This window comes from Variovorax sp. J22G73, from assembly GCF_030317035.1.
Taxonomy (GTDB): domain Bacteria; phylum Pseudomonadota; class Gammaproteobacteria; order Burkholderiales; family Burkholderiaceae_C; genus Variovorax.
The window spans coordinates 172625-195646 of the sequence record NZ_JASZYK010000008.1; the positions used below are offsets into that span (position 1 = coordinate 172625).

At 69.2% G+C, this 23022-nt stretch carries 22 protein-coding genes; 8 read left to right on the plus strand and 14 right to left on the minus strand.

Annotation, left to right across the window (positions count from 1 at the left end; translation table 11 throughout):
- The first annotated feature begins 77 nt into the window (after positions 1–77).
- The 5 genes from QTI51_RS26155 (at position 78) to QTI51_RS26175 (ending at position 5220) form a co-directional block, all read left to right on the plus strand.
- Positions 78–653 (plus strand): glutathione S-transferase family protein, encoded by a 576-nt coding sequence (locus tag QTI51_RS26155; RefSeq protein WP_116912026.1) that lies wholly within the window; start codon positions 78–80, stop codon positions 651–653.
- Positions 654–749: 96 nt separating this feature from the next.
- A complete protein-coding gene (locus QTI51_RS26160; RefSeq protein ID WP_286516640.1) occupies positions 750–3209 on the plus strand; it encodes a penicillin acylase family protein in 2460 nt (819 codons plus the stop codon).
- Between the two features lie 15 nt (positions 3210–3224).
- Complete coding sequence (locus QTI51_RS26165) at positions 3225–3875, plus strand: histidine phosphatase family protein (RefSeq protein ID WP_116912027.1); 651 nt, start codon at positions 3225–3227, stop codon at positions 3873–3875.
- Positions 3876–3937: 62 nt separating this feature from the next.
- Positions 3938–4900 (plus strand): DnaJ C-terminal domain-containing protein, encoded by a 963-nt coding sequence (locus QTI51_RS26170; protein WP_116912028.1) that lies wholly within the window; start codon positions 3938–3940, stop codon positions 4898–4900.
- A gap of 2 nt (positions 4901–4902) precedes the next feature.
- On the plus strand, positions 4903–5220 hold the full coding sequence (locus QTI51_RS26175; protein WP_286516641.1) for a chaperone modulator CbpM: 318 nt from the start codon (positions 4903–4905) through the stop codon (positions 5218–5220).
- A gap of 34 nt (positions 5221–5254) precedes the next feature.
- Here the strand turns inward: QTI51_RS26175 and QTI51_RS26180 are convergent, their stop codons facing one another.
- Positions 5255–7009 carry a dipeptidase gene (locus QTI51_RS26180; RefSeq protein WP_286516820.1) on the minus strand — a complete coding sequence of 585 codons (1755 nt, stop codon included), beginning with the start codon at positions 7007–7009 and terminating at the stop codon, positions 5255–5257.
- A 105-nt stretch (positions 7010–7114) separates the two neighbouring features.
- On the opposite strand from QTI51_RS26180, the gene QTI51_RS26185 reads away from it, so the two are divergent.
- Positions 7115–7690 carry a DNA-3-methyladenine glycosylase I gene (locus QTI51_RS26185; RefSeq protein ID WP_116912031.1) on the plus strand — a complete coding sequence of 192 codons (576 nt, stop codon included), beginning with the start codon at positions 7115–7117 and terminating at the stop codon, positions 7688–7690.
- Between the two features lie 29 nt (positions 7691–7719).
- Here QTI51_RS26185 and QTI51_RS26190 read toward each other — a convergent pair whose 3' ends face one another.
- Both QTI51_RS26190 and QTI51_RS26195 read right to left on the minus strand, forming a co-directional pair.
- On the minus strand, positions 7720–8886 hold the full coding sequence (locus QTI51_RS26190; RefSeq protein WP_286516642.1) for a serine hydrolase domain-containing protein: 1167 nt from the start codon (positions 8884–8886) through the stop codon (positions 7720–7722).
- Positions 8887–8894: 8 nt separating this feature from the next.
- Positions 8895–9878, minus strand: coding sequence for a Bug family tripartite tricarboxylate transporter substrate binding protein (locus QTI51_RS26195; protein WP_286516644.1), 984 nt, complete (start codon positions 9876–9878; stop codon positions 8895–8897).
- A 117-nt stretch (positions 9879–9995) separates the two neighbouring features.
- On the opposite strand from QTI51_RS26195, the gene QTI51_RS26200 reads away from it, so the two are divergent.
- The gene (locus tag QTI51_RS26200; RefSeq protein WP_116912034.1) at positions 9996–10904 is read left to right on the plus strand and encodes a LysR family transcriptional regulator; all 909 of its coding nucleotides are present in this window, start codon (positions 9996–9998) and stop codon (positions 10902–10904) included.
- Positions 10905–11025: 121 nt separating this feature from the next.
- On the opposite strand, the gene QTI51_RS26205 is transcribed toward QTI51_RS26200, so the two are convergent.
- From QTI51_RS26205 to gcvA, 6 genes are all read right to left on the minus strand, one after another.
- Entirely contained in the window at positions 11026–11373 is a 348-nt protein-coding gene (locus tag QTI51_RS26205) for an alpha/beta hydrolase (RefSeq protein ID WP_116912035.1), read from the minus strand.
- Between the two features lie 267 nt (positions 11374–11640).
- Entirely contained in the window at positions 11641–12624 is a 984-nt protein-coding gene (locus tag QTI51_RS26210) for a Bug family tripartite tricarboxylate transporter substrate binding protein (protein ID WP_286516645.1), read from the minus strand.
- 146 nt (positions 12625–12770) lie between these two features.
- Positions 12771–13592, minus strand: a complete 822-nt coding sequence (locus tag QTI51_RS26215) for a hypothetical protein (RefSeq protein WP_286516646.1) — start codon at positions 13590–13592, stop codon at positions 12771–12773.
- A gap of 154 nt (positions 13593–13746) precedes the next feature.
- Positions 13747–14487 (minus strand): hypothetical protein, encoded by a 741-nt coding sequence (locus tag QTI51_RS26220; protein WP_286547662.1) that lies wholly within the window; start codon positions 14485–14487, stop codon positions 13747–13749.
- 14 nt (positions 14488–14501) lie between these two features.
- Entirely contained in the window at positions 14502–15173 is a 672-nt protein-coding gene (locus QTI51_RS26225; protein ID WP_286516648.1) for a DUF1345 domain-containing protein, read from the minus strand.
- Entirely contained in the window at positions 15170–16186 is a 1017-nt protein-coding gene (gene gcvA, locus QTI51_RS26230; protein ID WP_286516650.1) for a transcriptional regulator GcvA, read from the minus strand. Before gcvA ends, QTI51_RS26225 begins: the two co-directional genes overlap by 4 nt.
- Before the next feature lie 98 nt (positions 16187–16284).
- Between gcvA and QTI51_RS26235 the strand changes: the two genes are divergently transcribed.
- Positions 16285–17544 carry an MFS transporter gene (locus QTI51_RS26235; RefSeq protein ID WP_286516651.1) on the plus strand — a complete coding sequence of 420 codons (1260 nt, stop codon included), beginning with the start codon at positions 16285–16287 and terminating at the stop codon, positions 17542–17544.
- Positions 17545–17778: 234 nt separating this feature from the next.
- On the opposite strand, the gene mmsB is transcribed toward QTI51_RS26235, so the two are convergent.
- Genes mmsB through QTI51_RS26260 form a run of 5 tightly spaced genes read right to left on the minus strand, consistent with a single transcriptional unit; the run spans position 17779 to position 22970 of the window.
- Positions 17779–18675 (minus strand): 3-hydroxyisobutyrate dehydrogenase, encoded by an 897-nt coding sequence (gene mmsB, locus QTI51_RS26240; protein ID WP_286516652.1) that lies wholly within the window; start codon positions 18673–18675, stop codon positions 17779–17781.
- A gap of 57 nt (positions 18676–18732) precedes the next feature.
- Positions 18733–19848: an enoyl-CoA hydratase/isomerase family protein gene (locus QTI51_RS26245; protein WP_286516653.1), complete on the minus strand. Its 1116-nt coding sequence runs from the start codon at positions 19846–19848 to the stop codon at positions 18733–18735.
- A gap of 37 nt (positions 19849–19885) precedes the next feature.
- On the minus strand, positions 19886–21040 hold the full coding sequence (locus QTI51_RS26250; protein ID WP_116912043.1) for an acyl-CoA dehydrogenase family protein: 1155 nt from the start codon (positions 21038–21040) through the stop codon (positions 19886–19888).
- Positions 21037–21450 carry a lysozyme inhibitor LprI family protein gene (locus tag QTI51_RS26255; protein WP_286516655.1) on the minus strand — a complete coding sequence of 138 codons (414 nt, stop codon included), beginning with the start codon at positions 21448–21450 and terminating at the stop codon, positions 21037–21039. Before QTI51_RS26255 ends, QTI51_RS26250 begins: the two co-directional genes overlap by 4 nt.
- The gene (locus QTI51_RS26260; RefSeq protein WP_116912045.1) at positions 21447–22970 is read right to left on the minus strand and encodes a CoA-acylating methylmalonate-semialdehyde dehydrogenase; all 1524 of its coding nucleotides are present in this window, start codon (positions 22968–22970) and stop codon (positions 21447–21449) included. Before QTI51_RS26260 ends, QTI51_RS26255 begins: the two co-directional genes overlap by 4 nt.
- Positions 22971–23022: the final 52 nt, after the last annotated feature.

A 23022-nucleotide genomic window follows, 5' to 3' on the forward strand; every position in this document is an offset into this window, starting at 1 on the left:
CACTGGTTTTTCCCACTGGTTTTCCCCGGGGTTTTTTGAGTTTTTTCTGAGTTTTCAACGACGAAGGAGACTGGCTCATGAAGCTGTATTTCGACCCGCACAGCCGCTCGCAGGTGGCCAAGTGGATGCTCGACGAGGCGGGCGTCGACTACGAGATCGTCACCACCCTCATCAAGGACAAGGCGCACAAGAAGCCCGAGTACCTGAAGATCAACCCCGCGGGCAAGCTGCCCGCGCTGGTCGACGGGCGCACGCGCGTCTTCGAGAACGCGGCCATCTGCATGTACGTGGCCGAGAAGTTTCCCGGCAAGCAGCTCGCCCCGCCCGTGGGGTCGCCCGAGCGCGGGCGCTACCTGTCGCTGATGGTCTATTCGACCTCGCAGCTGGAGCCCGCGATGGGCGACAGCCTCATGAAGATTCGCAGCAACAACAGCGCGCGCGGCTGGACCGACTTCGAGCACGCCAAGGACGCGGTGGAGCGCGAACTGGGCGAAGGCCCTTACCTTTTCGGCGCGCGCTTCACCGCGGCGGACGTGATGATCGGCTCGATGTTCATCTGGCACCGCGCCTTCGGCGGGCACTCGAACCGACCCAAGATCGATGCCTACATCAACCGGCTGCAGGCCCGGCCCAAGGGCATGAAGTTCGGCTGAGCAGCGCGCGGGCGTGCCGCGCCGGTGACAGACGCGGCAGCGGGCACGCCCTTTAATCGGCTTGCCGATTCACTCCAAGAACAACACGCCCGCACCATGACACCCAAGAAGACAGCTTCGTTCTCCCGGTTGCCCCTGACGGCCCGTTCCGCCCTTTTGGGCCTTCCGCCTCTTGCGCCCCTCGCGCTGGCCGCCGCCGCCCTGCTCACCGCCTGCGCCAGCGCGCCGCCCCCCACCGGGCGCAGCGTGACCATCGAGCGCACCGCCTTCGGCATCGCGCACATCACCGCCCCCGACTACGAAGGCCTGGCCTATGGCAGCGCCTACGCGCACGCGCAGGACAACGTGTGCCAGACGGCCGAGCACCTGCTCACGCTGCGCGGCGAGCGCTCGCAGTTCCTGGGCGCGCAGAACATGGGCGAGCTGGGCCTGGGCCGCGTGCCGAACGCGCAGATCGACCTGTTCATCCGCTATCACATGGACGACGCCGCGCTCGCGCGCGCCGGCGCCACCACCAGCCCCGACGTGCAGGCCGCGCTGCGCGGCTACGTGGCCGGCTACAACCGCTACCTGCAGGACGCCGGCCCCAACGGCCTGCCCGCCGCTTGCCGCGGCAAGCCCTGGGTGCGCCCGATGACCATGGCCGACCTGTCGCGCGCCACCGAGCAATCGATGATCCAGGGCGGCCTGGGCGCGCTGGCGGGCGCGGTGCTGGCCGCCGTGCCGCCCTCGCCCAACGCCGCAGCTGCAGCAGGCGCCAAGACCAGCGCCGCGCCGGTCGACCTGAAGGACGCCGTCGCCGAAATCGGCCGCCACAGCTTCAACGCCAACCCCGAGGGCGGCGAGCTGGGCTCCAACGGCTGGGCCTTCGGGCGCAACGCCACGCCAGACGGCCGCGGCCTGCTGCTGGGCAACCCGCACTTTCCATGGACCGGCACCAACCGCTTCTGGGAAATGCACCTGACCATTCCCGGCCAGGTCGACGTGATGGGCGCCACCGGCGGCCTGAGCCCGGTGGTGTCCATCGGCTTCAACAAGGATGTGGCGTGGACGCACACGGTGTCCACCGGCAAGCGCTTCACGCTGTACGAGCTGAAGCTCGACCCCAACGACCCGACCGTGTACTGGGTCGACGGGCAGCCCAAGAAGATGGTGGCGCGCACGGTGGTGCTGCCGGCTGCCGCAACCGGCGGCAACGGCCCGGCGGTGCAGCACACCTTCTACGCCACCGACTGGGGCCCCGTCATCTCGCTGCCGCGCGCCGGCCTGGGCTGGACCGCGCAGAAGGCCTACGCCATCCGCGACGCCAACACGCTGAACGTGCGCTCCGCCGAAAGCTGGATGAAGATGGCCCGCGCCCGCAACGTGGCCGAGCTGCGCAAAGCCATGGGCAACCAGGGCATGCCGTGGATCAACACCATCGCGGCCGACCGCGACGGCAACGCCATGTACGCCGACCTGTCGGTGGTGCCCGACGTGTCGGCCGACATGCTGCGCACCTGCGCGCCCTCGCCCGCCGCCGCGGCGCTGCTGAACGCGGCCGGCCTGCCGGTGCTCGACGGCTCGCGCAGCGCCTGCGCCTGGAACCGCGACGCCACGGCCGCGGCGCCCGGCATCATCGCGCCGGCGCGCATGCCGGTGCTGGTGACGCCCGACTACGTGCAGAACAGCAACGACAGCTTCTGGCTCGCCAACCCGCGCGTGGCGCCCATGGCGGGCGTGTCGCCGCTGGTAGGCCCCATCGGCGTCGCGCAGCGGCTGCGCACGCGCAGCGCCATCATGGAAATCGAAGGCCGGCTCGCCGGCAGCGACGGCCTGCCGGGCAACCGCATGGGCGCGGCCGAGCTGCGCAGCGTGATCTTCCGCGACAAGAACCTGGCCGGCATGCTGGTGATGGACGACCTGAAGGCGGCCTGCGCGAACGCGGGTTCGACGCTCACCGTCGAGCAGGCGCACGGCTGCCGCGTGCTGGCCGCGTGGGACCGCACCAGCAACGCCGACTCGAAGGGCGCGCCGCTGTTCCGCGAGTTCTGGCGCAAGGCCAAGGACATTCCGAAGGTGTGGCGCCAGCCCTTCGACCCGGCGCAGCCCGTGACCACGCCGGCCGGCCTGGACATGGCCACGCCCGCTACGCGCGACGCCGTCTTCAAGGCCGTGGGCGACGCGGTGACCACGCTGCGCACGGCAGGCTACGCGGCCGACGTGCCGCTGGGCGTGCCGCAGTCGCGCATGGTGCGCGGCCAGCAGATCGCGCTGCACGGCGGCGACGAGTTCGAGGGCGTGCTGAACAAGCTGGAGTCGCAGGGCCAGTCGCTCATCGACCCGAAAGGCTACAACGTCAACTACGGCAGCAGCTACATGCAGGTCGTGACCTTCGACGAGCGCGGCCCGGTCGCGCAGGGCCTGCTCACCTACGGGCAGAGCAGCGACCTGGCCTCGCCGCGCGCCTACGACCAGCTGCCGCTGTTCGCGGCCAAGCAGTGGCATCCGCTGCCCTTCCACCCGGCGGACGTGCAGGCGCAGCGCGAAGGCAAGCCGCTGCAGCTGGCGTACTGATCGATCATCGAAACCATGTCATCTCCCACCCCATCCACCCACACCGCCGCCGGCGGGCTCGAGCAACTGGTGCAGCTGGCGCAGGCCCAGCCGCTCGCGCCGGCCTGCGACCACTTCTACTTTCTTCGCCACGGCCAGACCGGGCGCAACGCGCTGCGCGTGTTCCAGGCGCCCGACGAGCCGCTGAGCGAGCTGGGCCTGCAGCAGGCGGCGCGCGCGGCCGAGCTGCTGGCGGGCGAGCCGATTCGCACCCTGGTGTGCAGCGACGCGCGGCGCGCCTTCGACACGGCCCACACCGTGGGCGCCGCGCTGCGCCTCGTGCCCACGGCGCACGAGACGCTGCGCGAGCGCAACTTCGGCGCGCTGATCGGCACCTCGTCCGCCAACATCGACTGGGCCTGCGAGCCCGAGGGCGGCGAGACGCTGTCGCAGTTCGTGGCCCGCAAGCGCGCCGCGCTCGACGCGGCGCTGCGCCAGCCCGCGCCGGTGCTGGTGGTGGCGCACGGCGGCACGCTGTACGTGCTGGCGGCGCTGCTGGGCGTGCCGGTCGACGTGGGCATCATGGGCAACGCGCAGCCATTGCGTTTCGAGCGCAGCGGCCCCACATGGGCCGTGAAGCCGCTGCTGCGGCCAGCAGACAACGACGGCGGGGCCGCACTGGCGTAGCGCAGCCACACGAAGCGCCCGGAGCCGCCCCCGCCGTCCACCCCAAGGAAACGCCACACACCATGGAATTCAAGGACTACTACAGCGCCCTGGGCATCGAGCGCACCGCGTCGGACGACGAGGTGCGCAAGGCCTACCGCAAGCTCGCACGCAAGTACCACCCCGACGTCAGCAAGGAGCCCGACGCCGAGGTGCGCATGCGCGACATCAACGAGGCCAAGGACGTGCTGGGCGACAAGGAAAAGCGCGCCGCCTACGACGCCCTGGCCGACCGCGTGGCCCGCGGCGGCCACCCCGAAGGGGGCTTCCAGCCGCCGCCGGGCTGGGACGAGGGTTACGAGTTCCACCGCGGCCCGCGCCAGGGGCCGGCCGACCACGCCGACTTCAGCGAGTTCTTCTCGTCGCTGTTCGGCGAGGCCGAGCGCCGCGGCGCCGCGCGGCAGAACTTCCGCGCGCGCGGCGAAGACCACCATGCGGCCATCGAGATCACGCTGGAAGACGCGCTGAACGGCGCCGAACGCGAGATCACGCTGCGCGCGCAGACCGTCGACGCGCAGGGCCAGCCGCAGTGGGAGAACCGCACGCTCAGCGTGAAGATCCCGCCGGGCGTGCACCCGGGCCAGTTCATCCGGCTGGCCGGCCAGGGCATGCCGGGCCACGGCGGCGAGGCCGCGGGCGACCTGTACCTCGAAGTGCGCATCGCCCCCCACAAGCTGTACCGCGTGGAGGCGCGCGACCTGTACATGACGCTGCCCGTCACGCCCGCCGAGGCCGCGCTGGGCGCGCAGGTGGAAGTGCCCACGCCCACCGGCGGCGTGGTCGAGGTGACCGTGCCGCGCAACGCGCGCAGCGGCCTGAAGCTGCGGCTGAAGGGCCGCGGGCTCGCGGGCAAGACGCCGGGCGACCTGTACCTGCTGATCGACATCGCGCTGGCGCCCGCCGACACCGACGACGCACGCCAGGCCTACGAGCAGCTGGCGAAAGCCACGGCATCGTTCAACCCACGCCAGCATCTGGGAGTCTGAGCATGGTGAATTTCACCCTCACAACCGCCACCGCCATCAGCGCCTCGCAGCCGCTGGCGGCCAACGAGCTCGCGCACGCCGTGGGCGCCGACACCGCCTGGGTGGTGCAACTGGTCGAGGTCGGCATCCTGCACATCGAGCCCGCCGAGACGCTGCCCGAGCGCTGGCAGTTCACCAGCGCCGACCTGCAGCATGCGTTGGAAGCGCGCCGGCTGGAGCGCGACTTCGGCGTGGGGCTGGACGCCGCCGCGCTCATCCTCGACCTGCAGCACGAGGTGCGGCGGCTGAAGGCGACGCTGCAGGCGCACGGGCTGCGCTGAGCCCTTCACGCCGCGGCGGTGGCGGCAGCGGCCGTTACTGCATCTGCCGCAGGTTGCCGATGCGCACCAGCATCTCGGTGAACATCTGCATGTCGGCGTCGAGGTCGGGCACCTCCTTGTATTCCTTGGCGTTGTGCGCGGTGTACTTCTTGCCGGGCATCGCGGGGCCGAAGTTGATGGCGTTGGGCATCAGCTTGGCCGTGGTGCTGCCGGCGGTGGGCACGGGCTTGGCCTCCAGGCCGGTGGTGTCGCCGTAGATGTTCAGCAGCGTGGAAAGCCACGCGCCCTTGGGGTCGCGCGCCATCCAGTTGCCCTGGTCGTAGGCCACTTCCAGCTTCACGCCGCTGGCGCCGGCCCAGGCGTCGATCTTCTCCTTGACCTGCGCCTTCAGCTCGTCGGGCGTGCGCCCGCGCGGCATGCGCACGTTGACCGTGACCTCGAGCCTGCCGTCCTTGTCCATGCGCACGAGGTTGGGCGAGAAGGTCAACGGGCCCATGAAGTCGTCGGCATAGCCCAGGCCCATCTTCTCGCCGAGGTAGCCGGTGCCGTAGAGCGCGTCGATGTACCTCACGGCCTTCAGGTAGTGGTTGGGCGCCAGCTGGACGCCCGACTCCTGCAGGAACAGCGCCAGCCGCGGCAGCGGGTTCACGCCCTCTTCGGGCCGCGAGCCGTGGGCGGAAACACCCGTCACCTTGAGCTCGACGCCGTCGGCGCCGCGCGCGATGTCGATTGCGAACTTGCCGCCCTGGCCTTCGTACTTCTGCAGGAAGGCGGGCCTGGCGCCTTCGAGCCTTGCCACGGTTGCGGCGACATCGCCCCCCTTGAGCGTGGCGGTGGCCGTCTGCGAAATGGCGTTGGCCGACGCCGAGCCCGACATGGCCGTGATGGCGGTGGCGGCGCCATCGGCCTGCTCCGCCGGGAACAGCACCTTCAGCGCGCCCGAGCCTTTCTCGGCCACCACCGCGGGGTACTTGCTGTCGAGCACGATGTTGTAGGCCGGCAGCTCGGTCTTGGTGCGGTAGTACTGCATGGCGTCGCCGCCGGTTTCCTCGGTGGTCTCGATCATCAGGCGGATGCTGCGCGCCATGGGCAGGCCGCTCTCCTTCACGGCCTTCATGGCGTAGAGCACGGCGGCGATGGAGCCCTTGTCGTCGATGGTGCCGCGGCCGTAGAGGAAGTCGCCCACTCGGGGCATCTGGAAGGGGTCGAGCCGCGTGCCGTCGTCGAGCACCCATTCGGAGAGCACGGCGGGCACCACATCGGCGTGCGTGAGGATGCCGAACTCCTCGCTGCCGGTGCTGCTGCTGCCGCTGCCGCTGCCGTTACTTTTGAGGCTCACTTCGAAGATGCGGTTGTCGACGTTGCGGTAGGCCAGGCCGAAGTCGCCCGCCATCTTCTCGACAAGCTTGCCGAACTCGACGATCTGCGGGCTTTCGTGCGGCGGCACCTGCACGTTGCGCACCGTCGGAATGGCCACCATGGCGCCGATGCTCGCGATCACCGCCTGCTGGTTGTGCAGGCGGTTGTACAGGCCGAGCAGGCGCGCGATGTCGACGAGCTCGTCGCCAGTCAGCGGTTTTTTCTTTGCACGGTACGCGGCCACGGCGGGACGCAGCGTGGGCTCGGCCTTGGCGGCCTGGGTGAGAAAGGCGTTGAAATTCGCGGGCGGCTTGCCAGCCTGCCACGCGGCGGCGAGCCGCTCGAGCTGGGGCTTCTTGAGCGTGTCGGCGTGCGCGGGCGTGCTGAAGCCCGCGCCAAGGCCAAGGCCGAGCGTGGCCGCGACAACCATCGACAAGGCCGACAATGGAAATTGAAAATGCTGCGTCACAGTGACTCCCTTGTTCTGAAAAGCAGCCCGACGATAGCCCAGCCCTCCACCCGACGAACCGAAAAAATGAGCAACAGCCACGACAAGATCCGCTGCGCCTGGGCCCAGACCGACCCGCTGCTGGCGGCCTACCACGACGCCGAATGGGGCGTGCCCGAATACGACAGCCGCGCGCTGTGGGAGAAGCTGATGCTCGACGGCTTCCAGGCCGGCCTGTCGTGGCTCACCATCCTGCGCAAGCGCGACGCCTTCCGCAAGGCGTTCAAGGGCTTCGTGCCCGAGAAGATCGTCAAGTTCACCGAGGCCGACATCGAACGGCTCCTGCAGGACGCGGGCATCGTGCGCTCGCGCGCGAAGATCGAGGCCACCATCGGCAACGCGCGCGCCTACCTCGCGATGCAGGCCGCGGGCGAAGACTTTTCGAAGTTCGTCTGGGGCATGGCGGGCGGCAAGCCCATCGTCAACCGCACGGGCAGCGTGCCGACGAAGACGCCGCTGTCCGAGGAGATGTCGGCCGCGCTGAAGAAGCGCGGCTTCAAGTTCGTCGGGCCGGTGATCGTGTACGCGTGGATGCAGGCCACCGGCATCGTGGACGACCACGCGCAGGATTGCCATCGGCACGGGGCCGCGAAGCGGCGGTGATCACAGGCCCTTGTCGATGAGTCAGTGCGTCAGTTCGTCAGCCCTCTGCACGCCCTGATGAAGCTGTTCAGCTCCGCGTCCCGGTCGTGCTCCGCCGCGCTCGCGTAGCGCGGCTCGGGGTACACGGCAAGGTTGACCACCACCAGGCGCTCTTCGCGGTGCACGTAGATGCGCTGGCCCGAATGGCCCAGCGCGAGCATCGCGCCGTCGTCGGTCAGCCACCAGCCGTAGCCGTAGCCCGTCACCCCCAGCGAAAGCCGCGACGGATGAAACTCCGCGGGAATGTCGAATGCCCGCCGCGAGGCCGACTGCACCCAGCCCGCGGGCAGCACCTGCGCGCCGTCGAGCACGCCGTCGGCGGCCACCAGCATCGCGAAGCGCGCCAGGTCGCGCAGCGACATGCCGGCGCGGCTGCCCGCTATTTCCTGCCCGCCTTCGGACTCCAGCGTGTAGAAGGCCTCGTCTTCCATGCCGCAGGGCTTCCACACGGTGCGGGCCATGAAGTCGGCCAGCGTCTGGCCGGTGGCCGCGCACAGCACGCAGCCGAGCAGGAAGGTGTCGCCGGTGTTGTAGTGCCAGTGCGTGCCGGGTTCGTGCAGCGCGGGCACGTCGCGCAGCATCTGCAGCACGCCGCCGGGCACCTTGTCGGCCAGCGACTTGCTGTAGCGGTTCACGTCGGAGTTCTTGTCGGTGTAGACCTCGGACCAGCCCACGCCCGACGACATGGTCATCAGGTGGCGCACCGTGGCGCGCGCATAGCCGGAGCCTTCGAGCTGCGGCAGGTAGCGCACCACCGGATCGTCGATGGAGCCGATGGCCCCGTCGCGCACCGCCGCGCCTACCAGCATGCCGGTCATCGACTTGACGGTCGACATGGTGCTCCAGCGCTCGCCGGGCTGCAGGCCCAGCCCGTAGCGCTCGAGCAGCACCTGGCCGTCGCGCGCCACCAGCAGGCCGGCCACGCTGTTGCGGTCCATGAAGTCTTCGACGGTGCGCGCCTCGCCCGCGTGGCGGTAGCCGAGCTGCAGCTCGTGGCCGCGCCGCAACGGCCGCGCGACGCCGCGCTCGATGGTGCGGGTGGCGAACAGCTTGTCGACGATACGGTAGCCGTACGACTGCAGGCACGGCGACCACAGCAGAAAGTCTTCGCTGCGCGGCAGGTGGGTGCGGGGCAGCGCCAGGGCGGGTTCGGTCATGGCTTCTTTCAATCGTTCTGGATGCCCAGGCGCGTGATCACCGGGCCCCACACGGCGGCCTCCTTCTTCATGGTCTGCGCCAGGGGCTCGGGGCCGAGGGCGCTGGGCGGGTCCATGTAGAGCGCGTCCATGCGCTGCTTCACGCCCGGGTCGGCCCAGAACTTGGCGGTCTCGCTGTTCAGGCGCGCGACCACGTCCTTGGGCGTTCCCTTCGGCACCATCAGGCCGTACCAGCCGCCGGCGGGATAGTCGGTGAGCCCGGCCTCGAACACGGTGGGCACATCGGGGAAGGCCTTGGAACGCTCGCTGCCGAACACCAGCAGGGGCACCACGCGCCCGCCCTTCACCTGCGGCACCACGCTGACGACGGCGTCGGCAACCAGTTGCGTTTCGCCGCCGATCAGGCCGACCATGGCGGGCGCGGCGCCTTTGTAGGGCACGTGCGTCATCTTCAGGCCGTAGTGCTGCGCCAGGAACTCGACGTTGAGGTGCGTCGAGTTGCCCTTGCCGGCCGAGCCGAAGTCCAGCCCGCCGGGCTTGGTCTTCGCGGCCTTCACCAGGTCGTCGAGCGACCGGATGCCGGTGGCGGCGTTGGTCACCAGCACCTGCGAGGTGCCCGCCAGCATCAGCACAGGGTCGAAGTCTTTCACCGGGTCGTACGACAGCGACTTGTACGAGAACGGGTTGAGCGACATGTTCGACGTGCTCGCGAACAGGACCGTGTAGCCGTTGGGCGGCTGCTTGGCCACGTAGCTCGCGGCGACGCTGCCGTTGGCCCCGGGCCGGTTGTCGACCACCACCGGCTGCCCCATCGCGGTGCCGACCCGCTCGGCCCAGGCGCGCGCCAGCGCGTCGGCCGCGCCGCCCGCGGCCACCGGCACCACGAGCGTGATCGCGCGGGACGGGTACGCCGGCTGGGCCAGCGCAACCGCGCCGTGGGAGGCGAGCACGCACGCCACGATGGCGGTGAAACAGGAGGGTCTGCAGGTCATGGGCCGCTTTCGATGGATGAAAACGGTGGCGATGCTAGGCTTCGGCCCACGCAACGTCCAATGCATATTCAGCCGCATCGGCATTACCTGGACTCATGAAAATAGAGGGCGCGTGCCATGAACCTTCAGCATTTCGAACACCTGCTGGCCGTGGTCGACACGGGCTCCTTCAGCCGCGCCGCCGAGCGCCTGCACCTCACGCAGCCGGCGCTGAGCCGCAGCATCCAGGCGATGGAAGAAGAGCTGGGCGGTGCGCTGGTCGATCGCACGGGCAAGCGAAAGGGGCTGACGCCGCTGGGCGCGCTGGTCGCTTCGCGCGCGCGCCGCGTGACCATCGAAGTGTCTGAAATGAAGCGCAGCGCCGCGTTGCTCGCCGACCTGGCGGTGGGCACGGTGCGGCTCGCGCTCGGCCCGGCGCCCACCGCGGTGCTGGCGTTGCCGCTGTTGCGCCACATCGCAGAAACCTATCCGCGCCTGAAGGTGCAGCTGATCGGCGGGCCGGCCGAGCACCAGTTGCTGGCGCTGCGCGACCGTGCGGTCGATGCGCTGGTGGTCCACAAGCGCTTGCTGCCGCTGGACGACAACCTCGACGTGCAGCTGCTGCCTGAAATGCGCATCGGCTTCGTCTGCCGCCGTGACCATCCGCTGTGCGGCACGGAGGCGGTGTCGCTGGCCAGGCTGCGCGACTACCCGCTGGCGGCGAGCGGCATCGGGCTGGGCCGCGACGTGGTGCAGAGCCTGGACGCATATTTCGGCAACGCCATGCATTTCAACGACGCGGTGCGTTTCCAGTCCGACGAGGCCTCGTGCCTGCTCGAGCTGGTGCGCACCAGCGACACGGTGTTTCTGGGCGCGGTCGAAACCGCGCGCACGCTGATCGACGCGCGCGAACTCGTCGAGCTGCGCATGCCCAAGCCGCTGCGCCTGACCTCGCAGTTCGCGTTCATCACGCTGGACGGGGTGACGAAGGCGCCGGCGCTGAAGATCGTGCATGCCTTCTGTGCGGAGCACATGCGCGACCGTTGAACCGGAGAAGCTGAAAGTCTCGGGAGAAAAGCGAAGCCCCATGAAAAAACCGGACGCTGCTTTCGCAGGGTCCGGTTTTCGGCTTGGCGGTGTCACCGAGACGGCTTGCGCCGCCTTCGGATCACAGGCCGGCTTGACGCGTGAAGGTCAGGCCCTTGGCTTGCGCGGGCACCACGCTGCCGGCGAACGATTCGCGGCGCAGGTTCTGGCCAGGAGCGTGGGCGGCGGCCACGGCTTCGCTGCGGATGGTGGCGCGGTCGGCCGATGCGGTCAGGGCGGGAGCCACGGTCGACGACACGCCGTCGCCGTACACGTTGCCAGCGCGGGCGGCGGCAACAGCTTGGGGGGCCACGTCGGCACGGCTGTAGCCGGAGGTCACGGCTTGCACGCCTTCGTAGGTTTCTGCGTGGGCGCCAGCGGCGGCGAGCAGGGAGAGAGCGGCGGCGGCGAGGATCTTCGAGGTCTTCATTTCAATTCCTTCTTTACTGGGCTTTTTGAGTGCCGCGAGTTTGCACCACGATTCCTAGGGAAAACCCTATTCAATCGAATCGCAGTGTTCATGAAATTGAAACAATGACGAGGAACTTTCTGACGCCGCTAAGTCAACTGCCCTTTCTGGTGCGCAAACGCACGCGGTGTGCGTGCATCTTGTTGACAAGCACGTTGCATGCCACTCGGCACGCCAGCTGCCGAGGTCTACCTTCGTGGCGGCTCAGTCGCTGCCAACAGGAAGCGGCTATTCCGCCTTGATGCCCGCCTCGCGAATCACCTTGCCGTAGCGCACCAGCTCCGCGCGAATGAGCGCGCCGAACTCCTCGGGCGTGCCACCCGCCGCGCCGACGCCGGTGGGTTCCAGGCGGTCTTCGACGTCCTTGGCGCGCAGCATGGCGTTGAGCTCCGCGCTCAACTTGGCGAGCACGGCCGGCGGCAGGCCCTTGGGCGCAACCAGCCCGTGCCAGGCCACGACGTCGTACTCGCTCAGGCCGCTCTCGGCGACCGACGGAATGTCGGGGTAGGCCGAGAGCCGTTTCGCCGTGCTCACCGCCAGCGCGCGCAGCTTGCCCGCCTTCACGTGCTGCATCAGCGCCTCGGTGCCGGCGAAGAGCATGTCGACGTTGCCGGCCAGCAGGTCGTTCACCGCCGGGCCGGTGCCCTTGTAGGGCACGTGCGTGGCCTTTGCCTTGGCCATCTCGAACATGTATTCGGTCACCACGTGCAGGTGGCCGCCGGCGCCGCTGGACGCGAAGGTGAGCTTGCCCGGCTCCTTGCGCGCGAGCGCCAGCAGCTCCTGCAGGTTGCGTGCTTCCACGCGCGGGTTCACGCACAGCACGTACGCGCCGCGCGACAGCTGCACCACCGGCGTGATGTCGGCCACCGGATCGAAGCTCAGCTTGTAGAGCGCCGGGTTCACCGTGTAGCTGCCCGCCACCAGCAGCAGCGTGTAGCCGTCGGGCGCGGCCTTGACGCCGATCTCGGTGCCCAGCACGCCGCCCGCGCCGGGCTTGTTGTCGACCAGCACTGTCTGCCCGACGCGCTCGCCGAGCTTGGCCGCGGCCAGCCGCGCGATGAAGTCCGAGCCCCCGCCCGGCGCGAACGGGCAGACGATGCGGATGGGCTTGGACGGAAAGGCTCCCGCCTGCGCCCGTGCCAACGAAGGCACGAGCGAGCCCAGCGCGAACGCGGGGCCCAGGGCCGAGAAGCTTCGACGGTCGATGTTCATGTTGTTTTTCCCGTGGATGAAAGGCGGTGCCACGCGCGTGCGGGGCACGGCGCATTGCACGCCCGTGCGCGTGTTCGCGCCCTCGGGATTTGTCCTAGCAGCGCGGCGGTGCGCGCGTTGCCCCTGCCCGGCTGCTGTGTGCCAGCTCAGGAGCGCGGCCAGGCCCTTATCAGCGTGCGCAGCGCGACCCCGCCACTGCCCTTCACCTCGGCGCGGTAGGTGCCCACCAGTGCCTCGCGCTCGGCCGCCGCCTGCGGGTCGTTGCGCCAGGCCAGCAGCGCGGCCACGTCGGCGTCGGGCAGCGCCGCGAGGAGCGCTTGCGTGACCTGCCTTTCGAACTCGCGCGCCACGAGCATCAGGTTGCGCGGGCGCGTGGATGTCACGCCGCGCGACCACAGCGTGTCCAGCGCCATGGCCAGCGTGCTGTCGGGCAGGCCGCTGAGCTGGCCGCCGTTGCCACGCGCCAGTTGCTTGACCACCGCGCTCATCAGCAACTGGCTCGAGAAATCGATGTCGCGCACGTCGCCCACGGCCATGCGCTCGAGCAGCTCGGTGCGCGCGGGGTCGGCGGGGCGCGCGCGTTCGCGGTTGAAGAACTCGGCCTTGCCGGCCTCGTTCATCGCGGCGTAGTCGGTGCGCAGCTTCACGAAGCGGCCCACCGCGGCCAGCACCTCAGGGCTGGGCGCGGCGCCGCCGGTGCCCGCCGATGCCACTTCCTGCTGGATGGCCGCGACCGAGGCCTTGGTGTTGAAGGCGCGGCCGGCGGCCGTGTCCAGCGCCTTGAGCGCCTTGTCGGCGATGGCCGCGTCGTCGGGGTCCAGCAGCTCTTTCGCGCCGCGCGCCACGGCCCCCGGCGCGTATGAGGCCTGGTAGCGCGGCTGCACGCCTTCGAACTGAAGCAGCGCCTCGGCACGGCCCTGCGCCCAGCCCACCACGGGCGCCAGCAGCAACGCGGGCAACAACAGCAACAGGGAACAACGTGAAGCGGCGGACGGGGAAAGGCGGTTCAGGACAAGCATGGCGCCATTATTGGCGCCGCTCCTTTGCGCGCCGGATTAGCCCTGAGCCCGCCGTGGCGTCAGTCCACGCATCGCCCGGGCCCGCCCCCAGCAGGGGAAAAAACTAGAACCGCGTCCCGACCGACAACCGCACCATGTCCTGCTCCGTGAAGTTCACCTTCGGGTCATACGCCACCCGAACGAACCAGCGCGGCCAGTCGTAGGTCACCGTGAGCCCCGCGCGGCGGATGAACTGACCGTCCACCGTGCCCTGCTTGGCCAGCAGGTCGACGGTCAGGCGCTGCCGCTCGGGCAGCGGCAGCCGGTAGACGAGGTGCACGTCCTGCTGGTCGGGGTTGAGCCGGTTGTCGCGAATCAGCGAGAGCGACAGCGCCGTGCCGTCGCTCCACTTGTAGCCGCCGTACACCGTGTACGAATCGTTCGGGTCGAAGTTCAGGTTGGCGTAGCTGCGCAGGTTGGTGCGCCCCAGCCCCGTGCCCACGAACCAGCTGTCGCCCGTTTCCACCGCGAGGCTGCCGCCGACGAAGCCGCCGGAGGCCACCTGAAGCGACGGCAGCACGCGCACCGGCCCCAGCGTGAAGGTGTGGTCCCAGCCGGCGCGCGGCTGCGCGAAGTCGAGCACCGGCGAGCGGAACCAGCCGATCCACACGTTGCCGTCGCCGTAGGTGTAGCGCAGGTTCAGGTCCAGCCCCGGTCCAGCGGGCAGGCCGCCGCCCGACACGCGGTAGGCGCCCACGGTGAGCTTGAAAGGCAGCTCGGCCGCGTCGTCGTCCGCGCGGGCGGCAGGCGCGAAGGCCAGCAGCGCGAGCCCGAGCAGCCCAGGAGCGGCGAACAGAGGTTGCATGCGTGCCATGGCGCTCAGAACAGGCTCGCGCCGATGTTGATGAGCAAGGCCAGCACCGTCGTGTTGAACAGGTACGCCAGGATGCAATGCACAGAGCCGATGCGCCGCATGGGCTTGGACACGAAGGACACGTCCGCCGTCTGGCCCGAGGTGCCGATCACCGCCGAGAAATAGAAGAAGTCGCCGTAGGTGGGCGGCTCCTCGTCCGGAAACTGGATGCCCGCCTTGAGCCCCTTGCTGGTCGAGGCGTAGTAGTCGTGCGCGTAGTGCAGTGTGAACATCACCTGCGTGAAGGCCCACGACGACACCACCGTGAGCCCGGCCAGCGCGACATGCGCGATCTTCTCGAGCCCGTGCATGTCCTTCACCACCGCCAGTTCGCCGCCGATGGCCGCCAGGCTCGCGATGGCCGAGACCACCACCAGCACCAGGATCACGCCCTGCCCCTCGTCCTGCACCTTGGCGCGCACGCGCATGAGCTGCTGCGACGAGCGCGTCATCATCACCGCGGCCAGCAGCACGTACAGGCAGGCGCCGGTGTTCCAGGCGATGAGCAGACGCGTGACCAAGTGCGCTTCCACGGCCGAAGGCAGCAGCACGCCCACCGCGATGGCGATGGCCGCGGCAATGAACAGGCGCGGGCGCACGACCATCTGGCGCAGGAGTCGGTGTCTGGGGAGTTTCATCGGGGCTTGGGCGCGGACTTGGAGGCGGACTTGGAGGCGGGACTGCGCATGGGCTCGCGCTTTGTGTTCTGGCCTGCGACTGTCGGCGAAGCTCTCTTGCGGCTACCTGACGAAGACGGCCTGGCGCGGCTTTCTTGCGCCGTTTCGAGCAGCCAGTCACGAAATGCCGACACCTTGGGCCGGTCGCGCCCAGCCTCGGGGCACACGAGGTAGTACGCGAAGTCTTCGAGCCAGCTCGCGCGGCTGAGCGCCACCAGCCGGCCCTCGGCGATGTCCGGCGCCATCATCGCGGCCGGCAGCAGCGCGGCGCCCTGTCCCGCGAGCACGGCCTTCAGCAGCAGGCCCGCGTCGTCGAACGAAGGGCCGCGCGCGGGGCCCGCGTCCTGCACGCCCTGGGCCTCGAACCACGCGCGCCAGCCCTTGCGCTCGGCATCGTTCACGCGCGGCCAGTGCAGCAGGTCGGCCGGCTGCTTCGGCTTGCCGCGTTCGGCCACCAAGGCGGGCGCCGCGACCGCCACCATCTCGACCGTGAGCACGCGCTGGCTCGCGAGGCCGGGGTACTGGCCCATGCCATGGCGAATGGCCACGTCCACGCCGTCGCGCGAGAAGTCGGCCAGCGCGTGGCCGGTCTGCAGCTGCAGGTCGATGTCGGGGTGCGCGTCCTGGAAGGACTTCAGCCGCGGCACCAGCCACGCCGACGCGAAGAACGGCGTGGCGCTGACGGTGAGAAGACCGGTCTCCTCGGGCACCGCCACCCTTTGCGTGGCATCGCTGATCTGGCGGAACGCATTGCGCACCGGCGGCAGGTAGGCCTGGCCCGCATCGGTCAGGAAGATGCCGCGGTTGACGCGACGAAACAGCGGCACGCCCAGGTGCTGCTCCAGCGTCTTGAGCAACTGGCTCACGGCACCGGGCGTGACGCACAGTTCGTCGGCCGCGTTCTTCACCGAGAGATGGCGTGCGGCGGCCTCGAAGGCGCGCAATGCGTTGAGCGGTGGGAGCTGGTGTTCCATGCGTTAGCAAATCTGATCTGGATCGACAAGTTTTTCTGGCTTGCACATCGATGCCGCCAGGAAGACCATTTAGGCATTCTGAACCCAGGCTCCACCCGATGTCGAACAGGAACACCTCGCACACGCAACTGCCCGGGCACTCCGCCGCCCAGCGCACAGGCCTCTTCCGCGGCTGGCTGGTGGTCGCAGGCGCGTTCACCGTCACCTTCGTCGGCTTCGGCAGCGCCTACACCTTCAGCGCATTTCTCGAATCGCTGCAGAAGGACTTCGGCGCTTCACGTGGCTCGGTGTCGCTGGTGTTCTCGCTGGCCGGCTTCCTGTATTTCGGTCTCGGCGTGCTCAGCGGCCCCTTGGCCGACCGCTGGGGTGCGCGGCGCCTGGCGGTGGCGGGCATGGTGCTGGTGGGGCTGGGCCTGGCGTTGGCGGGCCAGGCGCGCAGCCTCACGCAGGTGTACCTGGCGTACGGGCTGGGCGTGGGCCTGGGCGTCGGCGCGTCCTACGTGCCGGTGCTGGGCGCGGTGCAGCGCTGGTTCGTGCGGCGGCGCGGCTTCGCGTCGGGGCTGGCCGTGAGCGGCATCGGCGTGGGCACGCTGGCGATGCCGCCGCTGGCGGCGTACCTCATCACGACGCTGGGCTGGCGGCACGCCTACCTGGCGCTGGGCATCGTCGCGGTGGTGCTGGGCGTGGGCATGGCGCTGCTGATTGCGAACGACCCGCGCGACCACGGCCTGGCGCCCGACGGCGATGCGCCGCAGCCATCGATTGCAGCCAATGCGCCCACAGGCTTCACGCTGCGCGAAGCCGTGCGCTCGCGGCGCTTCGCGGGCCTGTACGCGGCCTGCCTGGTGTGCTCGTTCGGACTGTTCGTGCCTTTCGTGCACCTGGTGCCGTACGCGCTCGACCACGGCGTGCGCGCACCCTCTGCCGTGATGCTGCTGGGCGCCATCGGCGTCGGCAGCACGGCGGGCCGCTTCTTTCTCGGCGGGCTGGCCGACCGCATGGGGCGCGCGCCGGCCATGGTGCTGATGGTCGTGGGCATGGCGCTGTCACAGCTTGTGTGGGCAGCGTCCAGCGGGTTCTGGGGGTTGGCCGTGTTCGCGTTTTTCTACGGCGCGTTCTACGGCGGCTTCGTGGCGCTGCTGCCGGCGCTGGTGATGGACTTTTTCGGCGGGCGCAGCATCGGCGCGATCCTGGGCGTGCTCTATACCAGCGTGGCCTTCGGTACGCTGGTCGGGCCGGCCGCGGCGGGGTTCGCGTTCGACGCCAGCGGCAGCTACCTGTGGCCGATCCTGTTCGGCGCGGGTGCGAATGGGGTGTCGGCCGGCATCCTGTGGCCGATGGCGCGTCGGGGCCAATGACCCGATGCACCGACAGCCCGCCACGCAGACCGGGGAGTACAGTCGGGAATGACCCAACCAACGCCCTCCGTTTCCAGCCCGCCCCCCGTGGCTGCCGCCCCAGAGATCACGGAGACCCAGGCGTTCACGCGTGCCTGGGTTCTCTTCTTCGTGCTGTTCGTCGTGGTGATCGGGCTGCTGTGGGGCCTGAAGGCTCACTTCGGCTGATCACCCTCCCCCCGCAACGCAAGACGCTCAAGAAGCCTTCTGCACCAGCTTCAGCACGCTCGAGAAATCGAGCGCGCCATGGCCCGCGAGGCTGTGCGCCGCATACAGGCTGCGTGCCAGCCCGCCCAAGGGCGTGGCTGCGCGCACGGCGGTGGCGTTTTCTTGCGCCAGGCCCAGGTCCTTCAGCATCAGGTCGGTGCCGAAGCCGCCCGCATAGTTCTTCGAGGCGGGCGACGTTTCCATCACGCCCGGCATCGGGTTGTACTTTTCCAGCGCCCAGTTGCCGCCCGAGCTGCGGCGCATGATTTCGCTGAGCACCTTCGGGTCGAGCCCGTTGGCCACGCCCAGCGCCAGCGCCTCCGAGGTGCCGATCATCAAGATGCCGAGCAGCATGTTGTTGCAGATCTTCGCGGTCTGGCCCGCACCGGCGGCGCCGGCGTGGAAGATGTTGGCGCCCATCTTCTCGAGCACGGGGCGCGCGCGCTCCAGGTCCTTGGTGTCGCCGCCGATCATGAAGGTCAGCGTGCCGGCAATCGCGCCGCCGGTGCCGCCCGACACGGGCGCGTCGATCATCGCCACGCCCTTGGCCGCGGCCGCCTCGGCCACCTTGCGCGACGTGGCCGCGGCGATGGTGCTGCTGTCGATCACCAGCGTGCCGGCCTTGATGTTCTCCAGCAGGCCGGGCTTGCCCGCGCCGCCGAGGAACAGGCCCTCGACGTGCGCGCTGGCCGGCAGCATGCTGACGACCACCTCGGCGTCGGCCACCGTCTCGGCGGCCGAGCCGGCAATGGGCAGCCCTTCGGCGGCGAACTTCCTGCAGGCGTCGGCCGACAGGTCGAAGGCGCTGAGCGTGTGGCCGGCCTTGAGCAGGTTCAGGGCCATGGGGCCGCCCATGTTGCCCAGGCCGATGAATGCGATCTTCATGTGTCTTGTCTCCGTGGTGCTGTGCAGGAAATTCTTTTCAGGGAATGAAGCCGTCGCTCAGGCCAGCGACGCCAGCTCGGCCGGCATCTCGCCGCGCGGGCGCAGGTGGTCTTCGATGAAGGCGGGCGTGATCTCTTCGAGCGTGGCCGGGCTCCAGCGCGGGTTGCGGTCCTTGTCGACCAGCACCGCGCGAATGCCTTCGGCGAAGTCCTTGTGCGCGCAGAAACCCAGCGAGGCCCAGTACTCCAGGCGGAACACCTCGGCCAGCGACATGCGGTACACGCGCTGCCACAGCTCGAAGCTCAGCGCGGCCGAACTCGGGGCGCCCTTGATGAAGGTGTTGGCCGCGGTCTGCAGCCAGGCGTCTTCGCTCTGCAATTCGCGCAGGCGTTTCGCGATGTCGAGCAGATCGTCGCCCGCCATCAGCGCGTTGATGGTGTCGTAGTGCTCGCGCACCTTCGACGGCGGCAGCTCCGCGCCCTCGCCGGCCTTGGCCAGGATGCGCGACAGCGTGGCGCGGTCGGCCTTGTTGTCGCCGGCCCAGGTGGTCGATGCAATGGCGTCCAGCACGTCGGCCTTGCGCTCCTGCGGCACCAGCACGTCGGCCAGGCCGCAGAAGATGGTGTCGTGCGCGTTGATGTTGGCGGCCGTCAATGCCAGGAACAGGCCGGTGCGCCCCGGCGTGCGGCGCAGGAACCAGCTGCCGCCCACGTCGGGGTACAGGCCGATGTTGATCTCGGGCATGGCGATGCGGCTTTGCAGCGTCATCACGCGGTGCGAGGCGCCGGCCAGCAGGCCCACGCCGCCGCCCATCACGATGCCGTGGCCCCAGCACAGGAAGGGCTTGGGAAAGGTGTGGATCAGGTGGTCGAGCTCGTACTCTTCGCGGAAGAAATCTTCGGCGTAGGTGTTGCGCTCGGGGCCGCAGTCGAGCAGCGTCTGGTAGAGCTGGCGCAGGTCGCCGCCGGCGCAGAAGGCCTTCTCGCCCGCGGCCTGCAGCAGCACGCCGACGATGCCCGCGTCTTGCGCCCATTCGCGCAGCTTGGGCGTCAGCAGCCGCACCATCGCCACGGAAAGCGAGTTGAGCGAGGCCGGCGAATTGAGCGTGGCCACGCCGAAGCGCTGGCCACCGGTGGTCTTGATTTCGTCGAAGAGAACTACGTTGTCGGTCATTGTTTTTTCAGGTCCTGGATGGCGGGTTGACGGCCGTTCAGCGGATGTCGCTGTCGCCTTCCAGCAATTTTCGCGCAACGATGACGCGCATGATTTCGTTGGTGCCTTCAAGAATCTGGTGCACGCGCGCGTCGCGCACCAGGCGCTCCAGCGGAAACTCGCTGAGGTAGCCGTAGCCGCCGTGCAGCTGCAGTGCGTCGTTGCACACGTTGAAGCCCGCATCGGTCGCGAAGCGCTTGGCCATCGCGCAATAGGTGCTCGCGTCGGCATGGCCCGCGTCCAGCTTGCTGGCCGCCAGCCGCACCATCTGCCGCGCCGCGACCAGCTCGGTCGCCATGTCGGCCAGCTTGAACTGCAGCGCCTGGAAGCTCGCGAGCGGCTTGCCGAACTGCTGGCGCTCGTGCAGGTAGCGGCGCGCCGCGTCGAGCGCGCCCTGCGCCGCGCCCACGGAGCAGGTCGCGATGTTGATGCGCCCGCCGTCGAGCCCCTTCATGGCAATGCGAAAGCCTTCGCCTTCCTTGCCCAGCAGGTTCTGCGCGGGCACGCGCACGTTGTCGAAGTTGATGGTGCGCGTGGGCTGGCTGTTCCAGCCCATCTTGTGCTCCTTCTTGCCGTAGCTGATGCCCGGCGCATCGGCCGGCACGGCAAAGGCCGAGATGCCGCTGGCGCCCGCGCCGCCCGTGCGCGCCATCAGCACCAGCACGTCGGTGGCGCCCGCGCCCGAGATGAACGCTTTGCCGCCGTTGATGACGTATTCGGTGCCCTGCAACTCGGCGCGCGTCTTCAGCGAGCCCGCGTCCGAGCCGGCACCCGGTTCCGTGAGGCAATACGACGCCAGCTTGCGCCCGCTCGTCAGGTCTTCGCCCCACTGCTGCGCCACCGCGTCGGTCGCCCAGGTGCCGAGCATCCACGTGGCCATGTTGTGGATCGTGATGAAGGCCGTGGTCGAGGGGTCCACCGCGGCCATCTCCTCGAACACCAGCGCCGCGTCGAGCCGCGGCAGGCCGAGGCCGCCGACGCGCTCGGGCGCATACAGGCCGCAGAAGCCCAGCTCGCCGGCCTTGGCGATGGCTTCTTTCGGAAAGATGGCCTCCGCGTCCCACTGGGCCGCGTGCGGCGCGAACTCGGCCTGGGCGAAGTCGCGCGCGGTCTGGGCGAAAGCGTTCTGTTCTTCTGACAGTTCGAAGTTCATTGTTGGCGACCCTTCCAGCGGTCCAGTTCGGCGGTCCGCTTGCGGGTCGATTTCTCCAGGCAAGAGTTGAACACCAGCGGCCAGATGGAGCCGCCTTCGTTCGCTTTGGAAGCACGCTTGCAGGCGGGGTCGCGGCCCTTGAGCCAGGCCCGCTGCTCGTTGCGCAGCGCCACGCGCATCTGCGGCGACAGCGTGTTCATCACCTCGCCGTAGCGGATGTTGAGCACGGCATCGGCCGCGCGAAAGTCGCGCACCGCGCAGTCGTTCATCTGCAGCTGGTTGCCGTTCGGGTTGCAGTCGACCGGCTCGTCGGCGCCGGCCGCTTGCGCCGCGCCGGCGAACAACGCAAGCGCCGCCACCGCGCCCCAGGCCGCGGCAAGAAGCCCCTGCCTGCGAAGCCCGCGCCTCATTTCAGGCTGATGGTGGTGTTGACACCGTGCGAAACGGTGCTGTCGTCGAACCAGCGTGCGGTCACGGTCTTGGTCTGCGTGTAGAACATGATGACCTGCTTGCCGTACGGGCCCAGGTCGCCGAGCTTGGACGCGCGCGAGCCGGTGAACGAGAACATGGGCACGGGCACCGGAATCGGCACGTTGATGCCGACCTGGCCCACGTCGATGTCTTCCTGGAAGCGCCGCGCCGCGGCACCCGACTGCGTGAAGATGGCCGTGCCGTTGCCGTTCGGGTTGCTGTTGATCAGCTCGATGGCCTCGTCGATGGTTTCGGCATCGGCAATGCACAGCACGGGGCCGAACACTTCCTGGTCATAGATGGTCATGCCGGGCTTCACGCCGGTGAAGATGGTCGGGCCGACGAAGTTGCCCTTCTCGTAGCCGGGCACGGTGGGCTTGCGGCCGTCGAGCACCAGCTTGGCGCCGTCGGCTTCGCCGCGTTCGATCAGGCCGTTCACGCGGTCGAAGGCGGCGCACGACACGAGCGGGCCCACGTCCACGCCCTTTTCGGTGCCGGCACCGATCTTCAGCGTCTTGGCCTTCTCGATGAGCTCGGGCACCCAGTTGCGCGCGTCGCCCACCAGCACCGCCACCGACACCGCCATGCAGCGCTGGCCCGCGGCACCGAAGCTGGCGCCGGCCAGTGCGTTGAGCGTCTGCTCCTTGTTGGCGTCGGGCATCACGATGGCGTGGTTCTTCGCGCCCATCATGCATTGCGCGCGCTTGCCGGCCAGCGTGGCACGGTTGTAGACGTGCGTGCCGACCTTGGTCGAGCCCACGAAGCTGATCGCCTTGATGTCCTTGTGGTCGCAGATGCCGTTGACGATGGCTTCGCCGCCGTGCACCACGTTCAGCACGCCGGGCGGAATGCCGGCTTCGAGCGCCAGTTCGCACAGGCGCATGGTGACCATCGGGTCTTGCTCGGAAGGCTTCAGCACGAAGGTGTTGCCGGTGACGATGGCCATCGGGAACATCCACAGCGGGATCATCGCGGGGAAGTTGAACGGCGTGATGCCGGCGCACACGCCCAGCGGCTGCAGCAGGGTGTACGTGTCGACGCCGTTGGCCACGTTGTTGGCCAGCTCGCCGAGCTGCAGGTTGCCGATGTTGGATGCGTGCTCGACCACTTCGAGGCCGCGGAACACGTCGCCTTCGGCATCCGGCAGGGTCTTGCCCTGTTCGGCCGTGAGGATGGCGGCCAGCTCGCCCATGTTCTCGCGAATGAGCTGCTGCAGCTTCAGGAAGATGCGTGCGCGCGTGCCGATGGGGGTCTTGCGCCAGGTCTTGAAGGCTTCCTTGGCCGAGGCGACGGCGGCATCGAGCTCGGCCGGCGTGGCGAAGGGCACGCGGGCCAGCACCTGCTGCGTGGCCGGGTTGACGACGTCGCGCCATTCGGTGGTCTTGGATTCGACCAGCTTGCCGCCGATCAAGAGCTTGACGGTGGCGACCTGGGTCGAGGGGGTGGTGGTGGCGTCCATGGGGGTTTGTCTCCTGTGAATCTGGGGGGGCCCTGCGGCGGGCAGGTACCTT